16 protein-coding genes are annotated in these 15365 nt (G+C 73.7%); 7 read left to right on the forward strand and 9 right to left on the reverse strand.

All coding sequences use genetic code 11. The features are described 5' to 3' along the window. Nucleotide 1: 1 nt before the first annotated feature. The 3 genes from L332_RS27175 to L332_RS27185 all read left to right on the forward strand — a co-directional run bounded on the left by L332_RS27175 (nt 2) and on the right by L332_RS27185 (nt 2091). Nucleotides 2-334, forward strand: coding sequence for a hypothetical protein (locus L332_RS27175; protein WP_021011503.1), 333 nt, complete (start codon nt 2-4; stop codon nt 332-334). A 75-nt stretch (nt 335-409) separates the two neighbouring features. Next, nucleotides 410-829 carry a MarR family winged helix-turn-helix transcriptional regulator gene (locus L332_RS27180; protein ID WP_021011504.1) on the forward strand — a complete coding sequence of 140 codons (420 nt, stop codon included), beginning with the start codon at nt 410-412 and terminating at the stop codon, nt 827-829. After that, nucleotides 826-2091, forward strand: a complete 1266-nt coding sequence (locus L332_RS27185; RefSeq protein WP_021065109.1) for an MFS transporter — start codon at nt 826-828, stop codon at nt 2089-2091. Before L332_RS27180 ends, L332_RS27185 begins: the two co-directional genes overlap by 4 nt. Before the next feature lie 23 nt (nt 2092-2114). On the opposite strand, the gene L332_RS30470 is transcribed toward L332_RS27185, so the two are convergent. The 6 genes from L332_RS30470 to L332_RS27210 all read right to left on the reverse strand — a co-directional run bounded on the left by L332_RS30470 (nt 2115) and on the right by L332_RS27210 (nt 8123). Then, entirely contained in the window at nt 2115-2729 is a 615-nt protein-coding gene (locus L332_RS30470; protein ID WP_021011506.1) for a hypothetical protein, read from the reverse strand. Next, nucleotides 2726-3520 carry a sulfite exporter TauE/SafE family protein gene (locus tag L332_RS27195; RefSeq protein WP_021011507.1) on the reverse strand — a complete coding sequence of 265 codons (795 nt, stop codon included), beginning with the start codon at nt 3518-3520 and terminating at the stop codon, nt 2726-2728. The genes L332_RS30470 and L332_RS27195 overlap by 4 nt, the downstream gene beginning before the upstream one ends. 35 nt (nt 3521-3555) lie before the next feature. Beyond that, entirely contained in the window at nt 3556-4368 is an 813-nt protein-coding gene (locus L332_RS27200; RefSeq protein WP_021065110.1) for a hypothetical protein, read from the reverse strand. Between the two features lie 97 nt (nt 4369-4465). Beyond that, nucleotides 4466-5494, reverse strand: coding sequence for a cytochrome b/b6 domain-containing protein (locus L332_RS30895; RefSeq protein WP_021065111.1), 1029 nt, complete (start codon nt 5492-5494; stop codon nt 4466-4468). Between the two features lie 875 nt (nt 5495-6369). Continuing rightward, nucleotides 6370-7335: an electron transfer flavoprotein subunit alpha/FixB family protein gene (locus L332_RS27205; protein ID WP_021011511.1), complete on the reverse strand. Its 966-nt coding sequence runs from the start codon at nt 7333-7335 to the stop codon at nt 6370-6372. Then, complete coding sequence (locus L332_RS27210; RefSeq protein ID WP_021011512.1) at nt 7332-8123, reverse strand: electron transfer flavoprotein subunit beta/FixA family protein; 792 nt, start codon at nt 8121-8123, stop codon at nt 7332-7334. The genes L332_RS27205 and L332_RS27210 overlap by 4 nt, the downstream gene beginning before the upstream one ends. 63 nt (nt 8124-8186) lie before the next feature. Here L332_RS27210 and L332_RS27215 point away from each other — a divergent pair, with 63 nt between their 5' ends. Next, entirely contained in the window at nt 8187-8720 is a 534-nt protein-coding gene (locus tag L332_RS27215) for a MarR family winged helix-turn-helix transcriptional regulator (RefSeq protein WP_031224257.1), read from the forward strand. Between the two features lie 90 nt (nt 8721-8810). On the opposite strand, the gene L332_RS27220 is transcribed toward L332_RS27215, so the two are convergent. Genes L332_RS27220 through L332_RS27230 form a run of 3 tightly spaced genes read right to left on the reverse strand, consistent with a single transcriptional unit; the run spans nt 8811 to nt 11820 of the window. After that, nucleotides 8811-9587 (reverse strand): enoyl-CoA hydratase-related protein, encoded by a 777-nt coding sequence (locus tag L332_RS27220; RefSeq protein ID WP_021011514.1) that lies wholly within the window; start codon nt 9585-9587, stop codon nt 8811-8813. After that, the gene (locus L332_RS27225; protein WP_021011515.1) at nt 9584-10645 is read right to left on the reverse strand and encodes a 3-hydroxyisobutyryl-CoA hydrolase; all 1062 of its coding nucleotides are present in this window, start codon (nt 10643-10645) and stop codon (nt 9584-9586) included. The genes L332_RS27220 and L332_RS27225 overlap by 4 nt, the downstream gene beginning before the upstream one ends. Beyond that, complete coding sequence (locus L332_RS27230) at nt 10642-11820, reverse strand: acyl-CoA dehydrogenase family protein (RefSeq protein ID WP_021011516.1); 1179 nt, start codon at nt 11818-11820, stop codon at nt 10642-10644. Before L332_RS27230 ends, L332_RS27225 begins: the two co-directional genes overlap by 4 nt. A gap of 241 nt (nt 11821-12061) precedes the next feature. Here L332_RS27230 and L332_RS27235 point away from each other — a divergent pair, with 241 nt between their 5' ends. From L332_RS27235 to L332_RS27245, 3 genes are read left to right on the forward strand one after another with little or no spacing between them, the layout of a single operon-like run. After that, nucleotides 12062-12820, forward strand: coding sequence for an SDR family NAD(P)-dependent oxidoreductase (locus tag L332_RS27235; protein ID WP_021011517.1), 759 nt, complete (start codon nt 12062-12064; stop codon nt 12818-12820). A 6-nt stretch (nt 12821-12826) separates the two neighbouring features. Then, nucleotides 12827-13987 (forward strand): acyl-CoA dehydrogenase family protein, encoded by a 1161-nt coding sequence (locus L332_RS27240; protein WP_021011518.1) that lies wholly within the window; start codon nt 12827-12829, stop codon nt 13985-13987. A gap of 30 nt (nt 13988-14017) precedes the next feature. Then, complete coding sequence (locus tag L332_RS27245; RefSeq protein WP_021011519.1) at nt 14018-15199, forward strand: thiolase family protein; 1182 nt, start codon at nt 14018-14020, stop codon at nt 15197-15199. Nucleotides 15200-15365: the final 166 nt, after the last annotated feature.

Consider the following 15365-nt stretch of genomic DNA (forward strand, 5'->3'; position numbering starts at 1 on the left):
CATGCAGCGGAAGCAGTGGGTGCTCGTCGGCACCGCGGGGGCGCTCACCCTCGCGGGGCTCAGCGTGGGCGCGATGGGGATCGCGAACGCGATGCAGGTGCAGGACGCGGCAGGCTCGCCCGTCGCCGGCATCGAGCTGCGCGGCGAGCGCTCGAGCACGGGCGACGGCTCGGCACCGGGCGCGAAGGCCGCCGCGGGCACGATCGTCGCGCCCTCGCCGACCGAGGCGGCGGTCTCCGCTCAAGAGGTGCCCGCCCCGGAGCCCGTGCCGGCCCCGGCCCCGGTCGCGCCGGCCGGCTCCGCGAGCGCCGCCTCGGCCGGCTCGAACGGCTGACGCCGACCGGATCGCGCGCCGATCGGCGCGCGATCGCCGTCGACCTCGCGGCGGGTCGTTTGGTAGACTAACGAAATGCCGACCATCGCCCTCGCCGACGCCTTCCGGGTCGCCCTCGTGCGCATGGGCAGGCGCATGCGGGCCGAGCGGGTCGACGAGGCGCTCTCGCTCCACCACCTCTCGGCGCTCGGCGCGCTGCAGGTCGTCGAGGAGCCCACCCTCGCCCGCATCGCGGCGTGCGAGGGCGTGAAGCCGCCGAGCATGGTCAAGACGCTCCAGCACCTCGAGTCGCTCGGCTACGTCGAGCGCCGCGACCACCCGAGCGACGGCCGCATGGTGCTCTTCGCGATCAGCGAGAAGGGCGGGCAGATGATCGCCGAGACGCGCGAGCGCCGCAACCGCGCGCTCGCCGAGGCGATCGACGCGCTGAGCCCCGAGGACCGCGAGGCGCTCGTGCGCGCCATCCCCGTCATCCAGAGGCTCGCCGAACGATGATGTTCCGCTCCCTGCGCCTGTTCAACTACCGCACGTGGTTCACCGGCGCCCTCATCTCGAACATCGGCGCGTGGATGCAGTCCACCGCGCTGTCGTGGACCGTGCTCACGGTGCTCACCAACAACGACGCGACCGCGGTCGGCGTCAACATGGCGCTGCAGTTCGGTCCCCAGCTGCTGCTCGTGCCGGTCTCGGGGCTCATCGCCGACAAGTACGACCGCCGCAAGGTGCTGCTCGTGACGCAATCGGCGATGGGCATCCTCGCGCTCATCCTGGGCATCGTCGTCACCGCGGGCGTCGTCGAGCTGTGGCACGTGCAGCTGTTCGCCCTCGCCTTCGGCATCGTGCAGTCGTTCGACAACCCGGCGCGGCAGGCGTTCGTCTCGCAGATCGTCGGGCAGGACGACATCGCCAACGCGGTCGCCCTCAACTCCGCCTCGTTCCACGGCGCGCGCCTCGTCGGCCCGGCCGTCGCGGGCCTCTTGATCGCGCTCGTCGCGCCCGGCCCGGTGTTCCTCATCAACGCCGTGACCTTCATCGCGATGATCGTCGCGCTCCTGCGGCTGCGCACCGACGAGCTGCGGCCGAGCCCGCGCGGCGCGAAGGGGCTCGGCGACATCGTCGCGGGCTTCCGCTACGTGAAGAAGCGCGGCGACCTCATGATCGTCTTCGCGATGGCGTTCATCCTCGGCACCTTCGGGCTCAACTTCCCCATCTACATCTCGACCATGACGAGCGTCGAGTACGAGGCGCAGGCCGACACCTTCGGCATCCTCTCGAGCGCGATGGCGATCGGCTCGGTCGCGGGCGCGCTGCTCGCCGCTCGCGCCGCGCGCCCGCGCTGGACCCTCATCGTCGGCGGCCTGGGCCTGTTCGTGCTCGGCTGCCTCGCGGCGGCGGTCTCGCCGCACATCGTGCTGTTCGGCGTCGCGCTCGTCGTGGCGGGCTTCACGGCGCAGCTGTTCATGACCAACGCCAACTCGATGGTGCAGCTCACGAGCGCGCCCGAGATGCGCGGCCGCGTCATGGCGCTCTACGGCGCGGTCTTCATGGGCGGCACCCCGATCGGCGCGCCGATCGTCGGCTGGGTGGCGGATGCGTGGGGCCCGCGGGCGGGACTCCTCGTCGCGGCCGCGACGTGCCTCGTCGCCTTCGCGGTCGGCGCCATCTGGTGGATCCGCGTGCGCCGCTCCGACCGCATGAGCCGCACCGGCACGCTCACGCTGCCGCCGCCCACCGAGCAGATCGACATCGCCAAGTAGCCTCGGTCGCGGTCGCGGTCGCGTCAGCCGCGTCGCCGCCACCCCGACACCGCGAGCGCCTCGTCGAGCGCGTCGTGCACCGCGAGCCGCTCGAGCGAGTCGAGCTCCTCGCGAGCGCCGGCCGACGCGGGCGCCCGACCGGGCGCGCCGACGCGCACGGTCGAGCCGCCGCTCTGGCGCAGCATCGCGGTCGGCGTCTCGATGACGTCAGCATGCTCGAGCTCTCCCCCGCCCGCATCGCGCAGCTCGCAGCGCTCCTCGCCCCACGAGCCGACGCGCCACCGCACCTCGATGTGCGCACCCGCGTGATGCACGGCGCACGGGCTGTCGGCGAGCCGGCGGGCGAGCTCGCTCGCGACGTCCGCGAGCGCCCAGCGCCCCTCGCCGCTCACCGCCGCGGGCTGCGGCCGCGCCGCCGCGAGCGGCATCGCGCGCCGTCGCCGATCGCGCAGCATCCCCCGCACCGCGAAGCCGACGAGCAGCGCGCCGACGACGAAGCACGCGGCCGGCACGAGCAGCACGAGCGTCTCGACGTCGAGCGCCCAGCGCCGCGGCACGGCGAGCATCGCGGCGAGCACCGCCGCGCCGACGGCGGTGAAGAGCGCGCCGATCAGCAGCGGCACGAGCCGCCGCGTCACGCCTTGCGGCTCGACTGCACGGCCTCGATGACGAGCCGGACGATGAGCACCGCGAGGAAGACGGCGAAGACGATGGAAGCCGTGCGCGGGTCGAGCAGGTTGGCGACGGCCGCGCCGAGCGCGGTCGTGACGCACGCGGAGAGCCCCACGACGAGCGCGGAGCGCAGGTCGACGTTCTTGCGCCGCAGGTTGCCGATCGTGCCGGAGATCGCGGTGGGGATCATCATCGCGAGCGACGTGCCCTTCGCGACGAGGTCGCTCTGCCCGAAGAGCAGGATGAGCATCGGCACGATGATGATGCCGCCGCCGACGCCGAGGATGCCCGAGAGCACGCCCGTGCAGAAGCCGAGCACGACGAGCCCGATGATCGGCAGCACCGTGAGCTCGAGCTCCGCCTCGCGCGAGGGGACGACGAGGAAGAGGCTCACGGCGACCGCGGCGAGGAAGACGATGAACGCCCAGCGGATCGCGAGCAGCGGCAGCCGGTGCAGCAGCTGGGCGCCGACCTGCGCGCCGGTCACCGAGCCGACCACGAGGATCAGCGCGACGAGCCAGTCCACCTGCTCGAGCGCCGCGTAGCTCGCGACGCCGACGAGCGCGGCCGGCACGATCGCGGCGAGCGAGGTGCCCGCCGCGAGCCGGCGCTCGAAGCCGGCCGCGAGCACGAGGAGCGGCACGATGACGATGCCGCCGCCGATGCCGAACATGCCCGAGAGGAACCCGGCGAAGAGGCCGATCCCGATGAGCGACCACAGCGGGCGACGGCGGGTGGCCTCGAGATCGTCTGTCACCCATCCATCTTGCCGTGACCGGCCGCATCCGTCGTTCAGGCGGTGGCGTCGACCTCCGGCCGGGCGGGAGCGCGGAGTGCGTGCGCCATCCACCACCAGGCGAAGATGCTCAGGATGATCGGCACGATGAGCGAGACGAGCGAGCCGAGCGCGACCCACGGGCCAGCCAGGGCGACGAGCTGGCCTGGGTCGGCGATGCGCTCGAGGAGGCCGGGGTCGATGGCGCCCGGATCGAAGTCGCCCGGGTCGCCGCTCCAGCCCTGCGCGCCCCAGTAGGTGTCGCTCGGGTCGAAGTCGAGGTTCGGCCCGCCGGCGAAGGGGAGGCCGCCGAACGCGGGGCCGATCGTGATCGAGCCGAGGCTGCCGAGCAGGATGTTCGCGGCAGCGGCGATGCCGAAGCCGGCCCACGTGACGCCGACCGGGCGGTGGACGCCGCCGCGGCGGAGGATGCGGGCGCTGATCCAGAGGCCGACGAGCCAGACGACGACGCCGAGCGGGATCGCGGCGATCACCGCGATGCCGGCCGCGGAGCCGAGCCAGTCGGTGAGCTGCGGCCAGACGCCGCCGGTCGCGCTCGGACCGCCGTCGCTGAGGGCGAAGCCGATGCCGAAGATGACGGCGCTGACGATGAAGGGCAGCGCGAGGAGGAGGATCGCGGCTTGCGAGATGCCGAGGCCGAGCCAGGCGATGCCGCCGCCGATGCCGCCGGCGAGGCGGGCGCGGTGGGCGTCGGCCTTCGACAGCGGCGGCCGCGGGGTCGTCGTCTGGGTCGGCGCGACGGGCGGGACGTACGGCTGGGCCGGCGCCTGCTGCATCGGCTGGCCCTGTGCGGGATTGGGGACGGTCATGCGAGCAACGCTAGGCGCGCGCGGGTGACCGGGCCACCCGGCCGCCCCGGGATCCGCCTGGGGGATGACCCCCGGTGGATCCCGCTCGGGGCGGCGGTCAGCGCGAGGAGACGGTGCCGAAGCGCTGCGCGATCGGCACGAGCAGCGACGGCCTCGCCGCGAACCACGCCGCGGCGATGACGAGCAGCGAGCCGGCGAAGAACGCGAAGCCGAGCCAGTCGTCGGCCTCCCGCGCCGCGTACATGTGGTTGAGGTTGCGCAGCGCCCCGGTCGTGAGCACGAGCAGCACGTGCGTGACGATGAACACCACGAAGTACAGCATCACGGGGAAGTGCACGGCGCGCGCCCACTCCACCGGGAAGGCGCGGTCGAGGCCAGCCTTGCCCTGCGGCCACCAGCGGCTCATGCGGATGCCCGTGATGATCGCGAGCGGCGCGGCGACGAAGACGGTGGTGAAGTACGCGAGCTGCTGGAGCGCGTTGTAGTTCACCCAGCCGTGCTCGGTCGGCCAGTCGAGCGAGACGTACTGCAGGCCCGCCGAGATCGCGTGCGGGAAGACCTCGAGGCTCGTCGGCACGATGCGCATCCACTGCCCGGTCGCGAACAGCAGCACGACGAAGACGAGCCCGTTGACGACCCACAGCACGTCGAGGCTCGTGTGGAGCCAGACCGACAGCGACGTCTTCTTCCCGCCGCGCTTCGGGGTCCAGTAGGCGGCGGGCTTCCGCTCGTACCGCACCTGCAGGCCCGAGCGGATGATGAGCACGATCAGCAGCGAGTTGAAGAAGTGCGACCAGTTGAGCCACGGCGGCAGGCCGACGGGCGCGCCCTCCGGCAGGTCGTAGGTGCCGGAGTACTGCTGCATGAACGCCGCGACCGGCTCGAGCCCGACGAACCAGCGGGCGATCGCGACGACGATCGTCGCGAGGCCGACGATCGCGAGCGCGACGATGATGCTGGTCGCGATCCACTGGCGCGCGGTGACCGGGCGCATCGACGGCGCGGCGGCAGCGGTCGCGGCCGACTTCGCGGCGGCGGCCGCCGGCTTCGCCGCGGCAGCGGCGGGCTTCGTCGCCGGGGCGGGCTTCGCCGCCGGCGTTGGTCGAGCCGCCGCGGGCGCCTCCACCTCCGCGGGTCGAGCAGCCGCCGCAGGCGCCTCCACCTCCGCGGGTCGAGTAGCCGCCGCAGGCGCCTCCACCTTCGCTGGTCGAGTAGCCGCCGCAGCCGGCTCCACTCCCGCTGGTCGAGTAGCCGCCGCAGGCGGCGTATCGAGACCCGCCGGCTCCGTCTCGATACGCGCGCTGCGCGCGCTACTCGACGCACGGGTGGAAGCAGGCGGCGCATCGAGACCCGTCGGCTCCGTCTCGATGCGCGCGCTCTGCGCGCTGCTCGACGAACGGGCGGGGGCCGACGCGGCAGCGCCGGCGGGCGGCCACGGCTCGCCGCCGCGCACGCGCGGCAGCCCGCGGCGGATCGTGGCGCCGGTGTCGTGAGTGGTACCGATCTGTCGCTCGACGGGGGCGGCAGGCGGCGAATCGGTACCACCCGGCGCGGCCTCCGGGGCGGGGGTGGTACCGATGTGTCGCTCGGCGGGGGCGGCAGGCGACGAATCGGTACCACCCAGCGATGCAGGCTCGCGCTCAGGCTCGGCGATCGGCTGCTCGACGGGCGCCGCGACGGCCGCGGCCGCACCGGCCGCAGGCGGCCACGGCTCTCCGCCGGCGACGCGCGGCAGGCCGCGCCGGATCGCGCCGGGCGGGGTCGAGTGCACGGCAGCGGGGGCGGGAGCGGGAGCCGCGGCCTCTGGCTGCTCGACCGGCACCGCCTCGACGGCGGTCGCCGCGTCGTCGCGCGGCTGCGGCGGCGCATCGGCCGCGATCGGCGCAGCGGCCGTCGCGATGGCCAGCGGGTCGGCCGCGGCGACGTCCGACGCCGGCGGCCACGGCTCGCCGCCGGGCACGCGCGGGAGCCCCCGACGCACCGCCACCGCTCGCTCCATCGTCAGCCCTTCCGCGCCTCGAGCGCCGCGGTGAGCTGCGGCACGATCGTGAACAGGTCGCCCACGACGCCGAGGTCGGCGATCTCGAAGATCGGCGCCGACGCATCCCGGTCGATCGCGACGATCGTCTTGGCCGTCTGCATGCCGGCGCGGTGCTGGATCGCACCCGAGATGCCGACCGCGAGGTAGAGGTCGGGCGAGACCGACGTGCCGGTCTGCCCGACCTGCGCGCTCGGCTCGACGTATCCCGCGTCGACGGCGGCGCGCGAGGCGCCGACCGCGGCGCCGAGCGTGTCGGCGAGCTGCTCGATGAGCGCGAACTGCTCCTTCGAGCCGAGCCCGCGTCCGCCCGAGACGATGCGCTTCGCCGTGCGGAGGTCGGGGCGCGTCGAGACCTGCGCGATGGGCTCGAAGCTCTCGATCGTGGCGGCGCGCCAACCGGATGCGGTGACCTCGAGCGGCTGGACGTCGGGCGCCGCGGCCTCGGCGCGGTCGTCGATCGAGCCGAGGCGCATCGTCGCGATGAGGGGCCCGTAGGTCGCGGCCGACTCGACGTCGTACGCGCCGCCGTAGACCGAGTGGCGCACGACGACGCCCTGCTCGTCGCGCGCGACGCCGACGATGTCGGCGGCGATCGGCGCGCGCAGCCGCGCCGCGAGCCGGCCGGCCGCCTCGCGGCCCTCGACCGTCGCCGGCACGAGCACGAGCTCTGGCTGCACGAGCCGCGCGGCCGCCTCGAACGCGTCGGCCGCCGGTGCGCCGAGCTCAGCGCCCTCGACGACGGCCGTGTGCACGCGCGCCGCGCCGAACGACGCGGCCTGCTCGGCGAGGCCGGGCAGCGCATCCGCGGGTCCGGTCACGACCGCGATGGGCGTGCCGATCGAGGCGGCGGCGCCGATGGCCTCGGCGGCACCGGCGATGAGCCCGCCCGCGGGAGCGGCGGGCAGGAGCACGAGGATGGGGTTCACGCGAGCCTCCGCTCGGCCAGGAAGGCCGCGATGCGCTCGCCCGCGTCGCCCTCGTCGGTGATGATGGTGCCCGCCGAGCGCGGCGGCCGCTCGGCGACCGAGGTCATGATCGAGCGCGGCGCGGCCGTCTCGTCGAGCGCCGCGCCGACCTCGTCGAGCGGCAGGTCGTCGAGCGTGAGCTGCTCGACCGGCTTCTTCTTGGCGTTCATGATGCCCCGCAGCGCCGGGAAGCGCGGGTCGGGCAGCGCCTCGGTCACCGAGACGACGGCCGGCAGCGCCGCCTGGACGACCATCGTCCCGCCGTCGGTCGCGCGCGTGCCGCGCACCGCATCCGCCGTGATCTCGAGCGACTCGAGCCGCGTGATGCCCGGCGCGTCGAGCATCTCGGCGAGCATCGCGGCCATCACGCCGCCCGTGCCGTCGGTGGATGCGTCGCCCGTGATGACGAGGTCGAAGCCCGTCTTGCGCAGGGCCGCGGCGAGCACCTCGGCGGTGCGCACGTAGTCGGCGCCCGCGAGCCGCTCGTCGGCGACGTGCACGGCGGAGGCGGCGCCCATCGCGAGCCCCTTGCGGAGCGCGGACTGCGACTCGGCCGGCGCCATCGACAGCACGACGACCTCGGCGTCGCCGGCCTGCTCGGCGTGCTGCAGCGCGGCCTCGAGGGCGCGCTCGCCGATCTCGTCGATGACCGTCTCGCTCGCCGCGCGATCGGCGAGGCCGGTCTCGAGGTCGAGCACGCGCTGCCCGTACGTGTCCGGGACGGGCTTCAAGAGCACGACGATCTTCATCGAGCGGTTCCCTTCGTGGTGGGGTGCTGAGGCAACGGTACGGTGATCGAGGAGGAGGAGCCGATGCCGCACAGGCCGATGCCGATGGATCCGATCGCCGAGGCCCGCCGCCAGTGGATCGAGCACGGCTGGACGGATGCCGTCCCGGGCATGACGCTCGTGACCTCGGTGAACCGCGCGCAGCAGCTGCTCGTCGCGCCGGTCGAGGCGACCCTGCGCCCCTTCTCGCTGTCGTTCGCGCGCTTCGAGGTGCTGCGGCTGCTCGCGTTCACGCGCGACGGCCGGCTGCCGATGAAGTCGGCCGTCAAGCGGCTGCAAGTGCACTCGACGAGCGTGACGAGCACGGTCGACCGGCTCGTGCGCGACGGGCTCGTGATGCGCGAGCAGCACCCGACCGACGGTCGGGCGACGGTGCTGGCGATCACGGATGCGGGGCGCGAGCTCGTCGAGCGGGCGACGGTCGCGCTCAACGAGCGCGCCTTCACGGGGCTCGACATCGACGAGGACGACGCGGCGGAGCTCGTGCGGCTCATCGCGCGGATGCGCAAGCGAGCGGGCGACTTCGAGGACCCGCGGCCGGTGGCCGAGCCGCTGTGAGCACGCCACCGGGACCCGTTCTGCCGAGCGGGACCCGGTGCACCGGGTCCGGTTCGGTCGAAGGGGTCCGCGGAGCGGCTCGGGAGCAGCTCAGCGGTGCTGGAACCTCGGCTCGCGCTTCTCACTGAACGCCGCCATCCCTTCCTTCTGGTCGGCCGTGTCGAACAGGCCGGTGAAGCGCTCCGCCTCGAGCGCGAGGCCCTCGGTGAGCGGCACCTCGAGCGCCGCGTCCATGGCCGCCTTCGCGGCGCGGAGCGCCGGCAGCGACTTCGCCGCGATGCCCGCGGCGACCTTCCCCGCCTCCTCGAGCAGCGCATCCGCCGCCACGACGCGCGAGACGAGCCCGATGCGCTCGGCCTCCTCGGCGCCGACGCGACGCCCCGTGAGGATGATCTCGGCCGCCTTCGGGTAGCCGACCGCGCGCACGAGCCGCTGCGTGCCACCGATGCCCGGGATGACGCCGAGCCCCACCTCGGGCAGCCCGAACGTCGCGGTGTCGGCGGCGAGGATGATGTCGCACATGAGCGCGAGCTCGCAGCCGCCGCCGAGCGCGTAGCCCGACACCGCCGCGATGACCGGCTTCTCGACGTCCGCGAACTCGAGCCACGCGTCGAAGTGGCCGTCGGCGCGCATCTCGGCGGTCGACTTCGTCGCCATCTCCTTGATGTCGGCGCCGGCGGCGAAGGCGCGCTCCGAGCCGGTCACGACGATCGCACCCACGCCGTCGTCGGCGTCGAGCTCCTTCGCGACCGCGACGACCTCGCGCATGAGCTGCGCGTTGAGCGCGTTGAGCGCCTCGGGGCGGTCGAGGTGGATCCAGGCGACGCGGTCCTGCCGCTCGACGCGGATGGTCTCGTGCTCAGTCATGCGTGCTCCTCGTGCTCGGTGACGGCGGGCAGCCGCAGGTCGCCCTCCGGCGGCGCTGCGAAGCTCGCCTCCACCATGGCAGGCGTCACGTCCGTGAGCGAGGAGGGACGCCACTGCGGCGCGCGATCCTTGTCGATGAGCTGGGCGCGCACGCCCTCGGCGAAATCGGGCTGCAGGGTCGTCGCGCGCGAGACGCGGTACTCCTCCACGAGCGCGGCCTCGAGGCTCGGCAGCTCGCGCGCGCGGCGCAGCGCCGCGAGCGTCACGGTGACGGCGAAGGGCGAGCGCTTGCGGATCGTGGCCGCGATCGCCTGCCCCTCGGGGCCGGATGCGTCGAGCCGCTCGAGCAGGGCCGTCACGTCGTCGCCCGCGAGCGCCGCGTCGAGCATCGCCCGCTCGCCCTCGAGCCGGCCCTCCGGCGGCTCGGCGGCGACGCGGCCGATCGCCTCGTCGGGCTCGGCGGTCTCGAGCGCCGCGAGGAGCTCGGGGAGCCGGCGCTCTGGCACGTAGGTGTCGGCGAGGCCGAGCAGGATCGCGTCGGCGGCGCCGAAGTGGTCGCCCGTGAGGGCGGCGCGCGTGCCGAGCTCGCCCGGCTCGCGGGTCAGCAGCCACGTCGCGCCCACGTCGGGCACGAAGCCGATCGTCACCTCGGGGAAGCCGATGCGCGTCGAGTCGGTGACGACGCGGTGGCTCGCGTGCCCCGACAGGCCGACGCCGCCGCCGAGCACGATGCCGTGCTGGATCGCGACGACGGGCTTCGGGTAGCGGGCGATCGCGGCGTTGAGCGCGTACTCGTCGCGCCAGAAGCGGCCGGCGCTCTCGCCGCCCGTCGCGCGGATGTCGTCGACGAGCGAGACGACGTCGCCTCCCGCGCAGAGCGCCCGCCCCGCGCCCGTGATCGCCACGCGCTCGACGCGCGGGTCGTCCGCCCACTGCCGCAGCGCATCCGCGATCTCGAGCACCATCTCGTGCGTGAGCGCGTTGAGCGCCGCCTGCCGGTCGAGCACGACGACGCCGAGCGCGCCCCGCACCTCCGTCCGGACGTGCTCGCCCGTCATCGCGCGCCCAGGAGCGAGCGGCCGACGATCATGCGCATCATCTCGTTCGTGCCCTCGAGGATGCGGTGCACGCGCAGGTCGCGCACGACGCGCTCGATGCCGTACTCGTGCAGGTAGCCGTAGCCGCCGTGCAGCTGCAGCGCCTCGTCGGCGACCTTGAACGCCGCGTCGGTCGCGAATCGCTTCGCCATCGCGCACGCGGCGGGCGCGTCGGGCGCCTTCGCGTCGAGCTTCGCCGCGGCCTGCACGAGCAGCGCCCGCGCCGCCTGCAGCTCGGTCTCCATGTCGGCGAGCTGGAACATCACGTGCTGCCGCGTGGCGAGCGGGGCGCCGAAGGTCGAGCGGTCCTTGACGTAGGCGATCGTGCGCTCGAGCGCGAACTGCGCGCCGCCGATCGAGCACGCGGCGATGCCGAGCCGACCGCCGTTGAGGCCGCGCATCGCGATGCCGAAGCCGTCGCCCTCCTCGCCGAGCCGGTTGGCGGCTGGCACGCGCACGCCGTCGAGCACGACCTGCTTCGTCGGCTGCGCGTTCCAGCCCATCTTGTGCTCGTCGGGCCCGAACGAGAGGCCCGGCGCGTCGGCCGGCACGATGAACGCCGAGATGCCACCCGCGCCCGGCTCGCCCGTGCGCGCCATGACGACGTAGACCGCTGAGGTGCCCGCGCCCGAGATGAACTGCTTCGTGCCGGTGAGCACGTAGTCGTCGCCGTCGCGCACGGCGCTCGTCGCGAGCGCCGCGGCGTCGGAGCCGGCGCCGGGCTCGGTGAGGCAGTAGCTCGCGAGCTGCTCCATCGAGCACAGCCCAGGCAGCCACGCGCGGCGCTGCTCGTCGGTGCCGAACGTGTCGATCATCCACGCGACCATGTTGTGGATCGAGATGTAGGCGGCGACCGCGATGTCACCGCGCGCGAGCTCCTCGTAGATCGCGGATGCGTCCACGCGGGCGAGGCCGGATCCCCCGACGTCCTCCCGCACGACGATCGCGCCGAGGCCGAGCGAGCCCGCCTCGCGGAGCGTCTCGACGGGGAACTCGTGGTCGGCGTCGCGCTGGTTCGCGAACGGCGCGAGGCGGGCGTCGGCGAAGTCGCGCACCGCCTCGACGAGCGCGGCGCGCTCCTCCGCGCTGATCGCCGAGGTCGTCTCGGCGGGATGGGTCAGGCTGGCGGTGCTCACGGCACGACCTCCTCGTCGCATGCTTGCGCGTCCACTCAGTTCGGTGGACGTCCACATATCTACCACTCGCCGCGCCCGACGCGCCACCCCGCTCTGTCTTCAACCGGACAGGCGGTGGGGGGAGGAGATATGTGTCGCGCCCCACCGGCTATCCGGTTGAAGACCTCTCAGTTGAGGTGGGCGGATGCGGTCGCTAGGTTCGGGGGCGATGGTGCCGATGGCGGCGCCGCGAAGGGTGCGCATGGACATCACCGGGCAGGTCGCCCTCGTCACCGGCGGAGCATCGGGGCTGGGCCTCGCGACCACGCGCGCGCTGCTCGCGGCCGGCGCGAAGGTCGTCGTCGCCGACCTCGGCGGCACTCCGCAAGCCCAGGCCATCGAGCAGCTCGAGGGCGCGCGCTTCGCGGCCACCGACGTGCGCGACGAGGCCGCGGTCGCCGCGGCGCTCGACGTCGCCGCCGAGCTCGGCGACCTCCGCCTCGTCGTCAACTGCGCCGGCGTCGCCGACGCAGCGAAGGTGCTCGGCAAGCGCGGCGTCTTCCCGCTCGAGACCTTCCAGCGCGTCATCGACATCAACCTCGTGGGCACGTTCAACGTCATCCGCCTCGCCACCGAGCGCATGGCCGCGCTCGAGCCGATCGGCGAGGAGCGGGGCGTGATCGTGAGCACCGCATCCGTCGCCGCCTTCGACGGCCAGATCGGGCAGGCCGCCTACTCCGCGTCGAAGGCGGGCGTCGCCGGCATGACGCTGCCGCTCGCGCGCGAGCTCGCGGCGCTGCAGATCCGCGTCATGACGATCGCGCCGGGCCTGTTCGAGACGCCGATGCTCGCGGGCCTGCCCGAGGCCGCGCAGGCTTCGCTCGGCCAGCAGGTGCCGCACCCCGCCCGGCTCGGCAAGCCCGAGGAGTACGCGCTCCTCGTCACGCAGATCGTCGCGAACCCCATGCTCAACGGCGAGACCATCCGGCTCGACGGCTCCATCCGAATGGCAGCGAGGTAGGTCACGATGCGCTCGAGCTTCTACGACGACGAGCACGACGCGTTCCGCGAGAGCGTGCGCGAGTTCACCGCCCGCCACATCGCGCCCCACTACGCGCAGTGGGAGGAGGCGGGCATGATCGGCGACGAGCTCTACCCGCTCATGGGAGAGGCGGGGCTCATCGGCATCGCCGTGCCCGAGGAGCACGGCGGCATGGGCGTCGACGACTACCGCTTCCGCATGGTCATCAGCGAGGAGTTCGCCCGCATCGGCGCCGCGTCCGTCAACGCGACGCTCGGCGTGCACGACGACATCGTGCTCCCCTACCTCATGGACCTCGGCACACCCGAGCAGCTCGAGCGCTGGCTGCCGCCGATGGCCGCCGGCACCTCGATCGGCGCGATCGGCATGACCGAGCCCGGCGCGGGCAGCGACCTGCAGGGCATCCACTCGAACGCCGTGCGCGACGGCGACGACTGGATCCTCAACGGCTCGAAGACCTTCATCACGAACGGCTTCCACGCCGACAAGGTGCTCGTCTTCGCGCGCACCGACCCGGCGGCCGGCTCGCGCGGCTTCACGCTCTTCCTGGTCGAGGACGGCATGGCGGGCTTCGAGCGCGGCCGCAAGCTCAAGAAGCTCGGCCTGCACGCGCAGGACACGGCGGAGCTCTTCTTCAAGGACGTGCGCATCCCCGCCGCGAACGTCGTCGGCGAGCCGGGCCAGGGCCTCGTCTACCTCATGCAGCGGCTGCCGCGCGAGCGGCTGTCGATCGCGTGCGGCGCGCTCTCGTCGGCCGAGGCCGCCTACGACTGGGGCCGCGAGTACGTCTTCCAGCGGCAGGCGTTCGGCGGCGCGGTCGGCGACCTGCCGACGGTGCGCTTCACGCTCGCCGAGCTCGAGACCGAGCTCGACGTGACGCGCGCCTACGTCGAGCGCTGCATCCTGGCGCTCAACGAGCAGCACCTCACGACCGTCGACGCCTCGAAGGCGAAGTGGTGGGCGACCGAGCTCGAGCAGCGCGTCATCACGCGCAGCCTGCAGCTGCACGGCGGCTACGGCTTCATGGACGAGTTCCCCATCTCGCGCGCGTTCCGCGACTCGCGCGTGCAGACGATCTACGGCGGCACGACCGAGATCATGAAGGAGATCATCGCGCGCGACATCGCGAAGCGCTCGAAGGCGTGAGCGATGCAGCGGCGGCGGAGGGGATGACGGATGCGTGAGGCAGTGATCGTCGACGCGGTGCGCACCGCGTCGGGCAAGGGCAAGCCGGGCGGCGCGCTGCACGGCGTGCACCCGGTCGACCTGCTCGCGAGCGTGCTCGAGCAGCTCGTCGCGCGCACGGGCATCGACCCCGCGATCGTCGACGACGTCATCGGCGGCTGCGTGCAGCAGGTCGGCGAGCAGTCGGGCAACGTGACGCGCAACGCCCTGCTCGCCGCCGGCTTCCCCGAGCACGTGCCCGGCACATCCATCGACCGGCAGTGCGGCTCGAGCCAGCAGGCCGCGACGTTCGCGGCGCAGGCGATCATGGCCGGCTCGCAGGACGTCGTGATCGCGTGCGGCGTCGAGTCGATGAGCCGGCTGCCGCTCGGCACCGCCGCGATCGAGCGCGACATCCACGGCGCCAGGCTCGCCGAGCGCTACCCCGACGGGCTCGTGCACCAGGGCATCTCGGCCGAGCTCATCGCCGCGAAGTGGGGCTTCAGCCGCGCCGAGCTCGACGACCTCGCCGCCCGCTCGCACGAGCTCGCCGCGGCGGCCGCGGCCGACGGCCGCTTCGACGGGGAGGTCGTGCCGATCGCGACCCCGGCGGGCGAGCACGTGCGCGACGAGACCGTGCGTGCCTCGACGACGCGCGAGGGGCTCGCCGAGCTCAAGCCCTCGTTCGAGCACCCGCGCTACGCGGAGCGCTTCCCTCAGATCGAGTGGAGCATCACGCCCGGCAACTCCTCGCCGCTCACCGACGGCGCCTCGGCGGCGCTCATCATGTCGCGCGAGAAGGCGGATGCGCTGGGCCTCCGACCGCGCGCCCGCTTCGTCGCGTTCTCGGTCGTGGGCGACGACCCGATCATGATGCTCACCGGCCCGATCCCGGCGACGGCGAAGGTGCTCGACCGGGCCGGGATGCGCATCGACGAGATCGACGCGTTCGAGGTGAACGAGGCGTTCGCGTCGGTGCCGCTCGCGTGGCTGCGCGAGACCGGCGCCGACCTCGAGCGCCTCAACCCGCGCGGCGGCGCGATCGCGCTCGGCCACGCGCTCGGCTCGTCCGGCACGCGGCTGCTCGCGACGCTCGTCAACGAGCTCGAGCACAGCGGCGGCCGCTACGGCTTGCAGACGATGTGCGAGGGCGCGGGGATGGCGAACGCGACGATCATCGAGCGTCTCGACTGACCCGCTCGTCGAGTAGCGCGCGCAGCGCGCGCCCCCGCTCGTCGAGTAGCGCGCGCAGCGCGCGTATCGAGACGGAGCAGGCCGGTCTCGATATGCCGCCTCCGGCGGCTACTCGACCAGCGGAGGGGGGCGCCGCCTCCGGCGGCTACTCGACCAGCGGAGGGGG

This window comes from Agrococcus pavilionensis RW1 (genome assembly GCF_000400485.1).
GTDB lineage: Bacteria > Actinomycetota > Actinomycetes > Actinomycetales > Microbacteriaceae > Agrococcus > Agrococcus pavilionensis.

What these genes read in the sequence shown, in the direction of transcription:
- L332_RS27175 (WP_021011503.1), top strand. Translation starts at nt 2, where the DNA reads ATGCAGCGGAAGCAGTGGGTGCTCGTCGGCACCGCGGGGGCGCTCACC.
- L332_RS27235 (WP_021011517.1), top strand. Translation starts at nt 12,062, where the DNA reads ATGGACATCACCGGGCAGGTCGCCCTCGTCACCGGCGGAGCATCGGGG.
- L332_RS27225 (WP_021011515.1), bottom strand. Translation starts at nt 10,645, where the DNA reads ATGACGGGCGAGCACGTCCGGACGGAGGTGCGGGGCGCGCTCGGCGTC.
- L332_RS27245 (WP_021011519.1), top strand. Translation starts at nt 14,018, where the DNA reads ATGCGTGAGGCAGTGATCGTCGACGCGGTGCGCACCGCGTCGGGCAAG.
- L332_RS27185 (WP_021065109.1), top strand. Translation starts at nt 826, where the DNA reads ATGATGTTCCGCTCCCTGCGCCTGTTCAACTACCGCACGTGGTTCACC.
- L332_RS27240 (WP_021011518.1), top strand. Translation starts at nt 12,827, where the DNA reads ATGCGCTCGAGCTTCTACGACGACGAGCACGACGCGTTCCGCGAGAGC.
- L332_RS27200 (WP_021065110.1), bottom strand. Translation starts at nt 4,368, where the DNA reads ATGACCGTCCCCAATCCCGCACAGGGCCAGCCGATGCAGCAGGCGCCG.
- L332_RS27220 (WP_021011514.1), bottom strand. Translation starts at nt 9,587, where the DNA reads ATGACTGAGCACGAGACCATCCGCGTCGAGCGGCAGGACCGCGTCGCC.
- L332_RS27215 (WP_031224257.1), top strand. Translation starts at nt 8,187, where the DNA reads ATGCCGCACAGGCCGATGCCGATGGATCCGATCGCCGAGGCCCGCCGC.
- L332_RS27180 (WP_021011504.1), top strand. Translation starts at nt 410, where the DNA reads ATGCCGACCATCGCCCTCGCCGACGCCTTCCGGGTCGCCCTCGTGCGC.
- L332_RS27210 (WP_021011512.1), bottom strand. Translation starts at nt 8,123, where the DNA reads ATGAAGATCGTCGTGCTCTTGAAGCCCGTCCCGGACACGTACGGGCAG.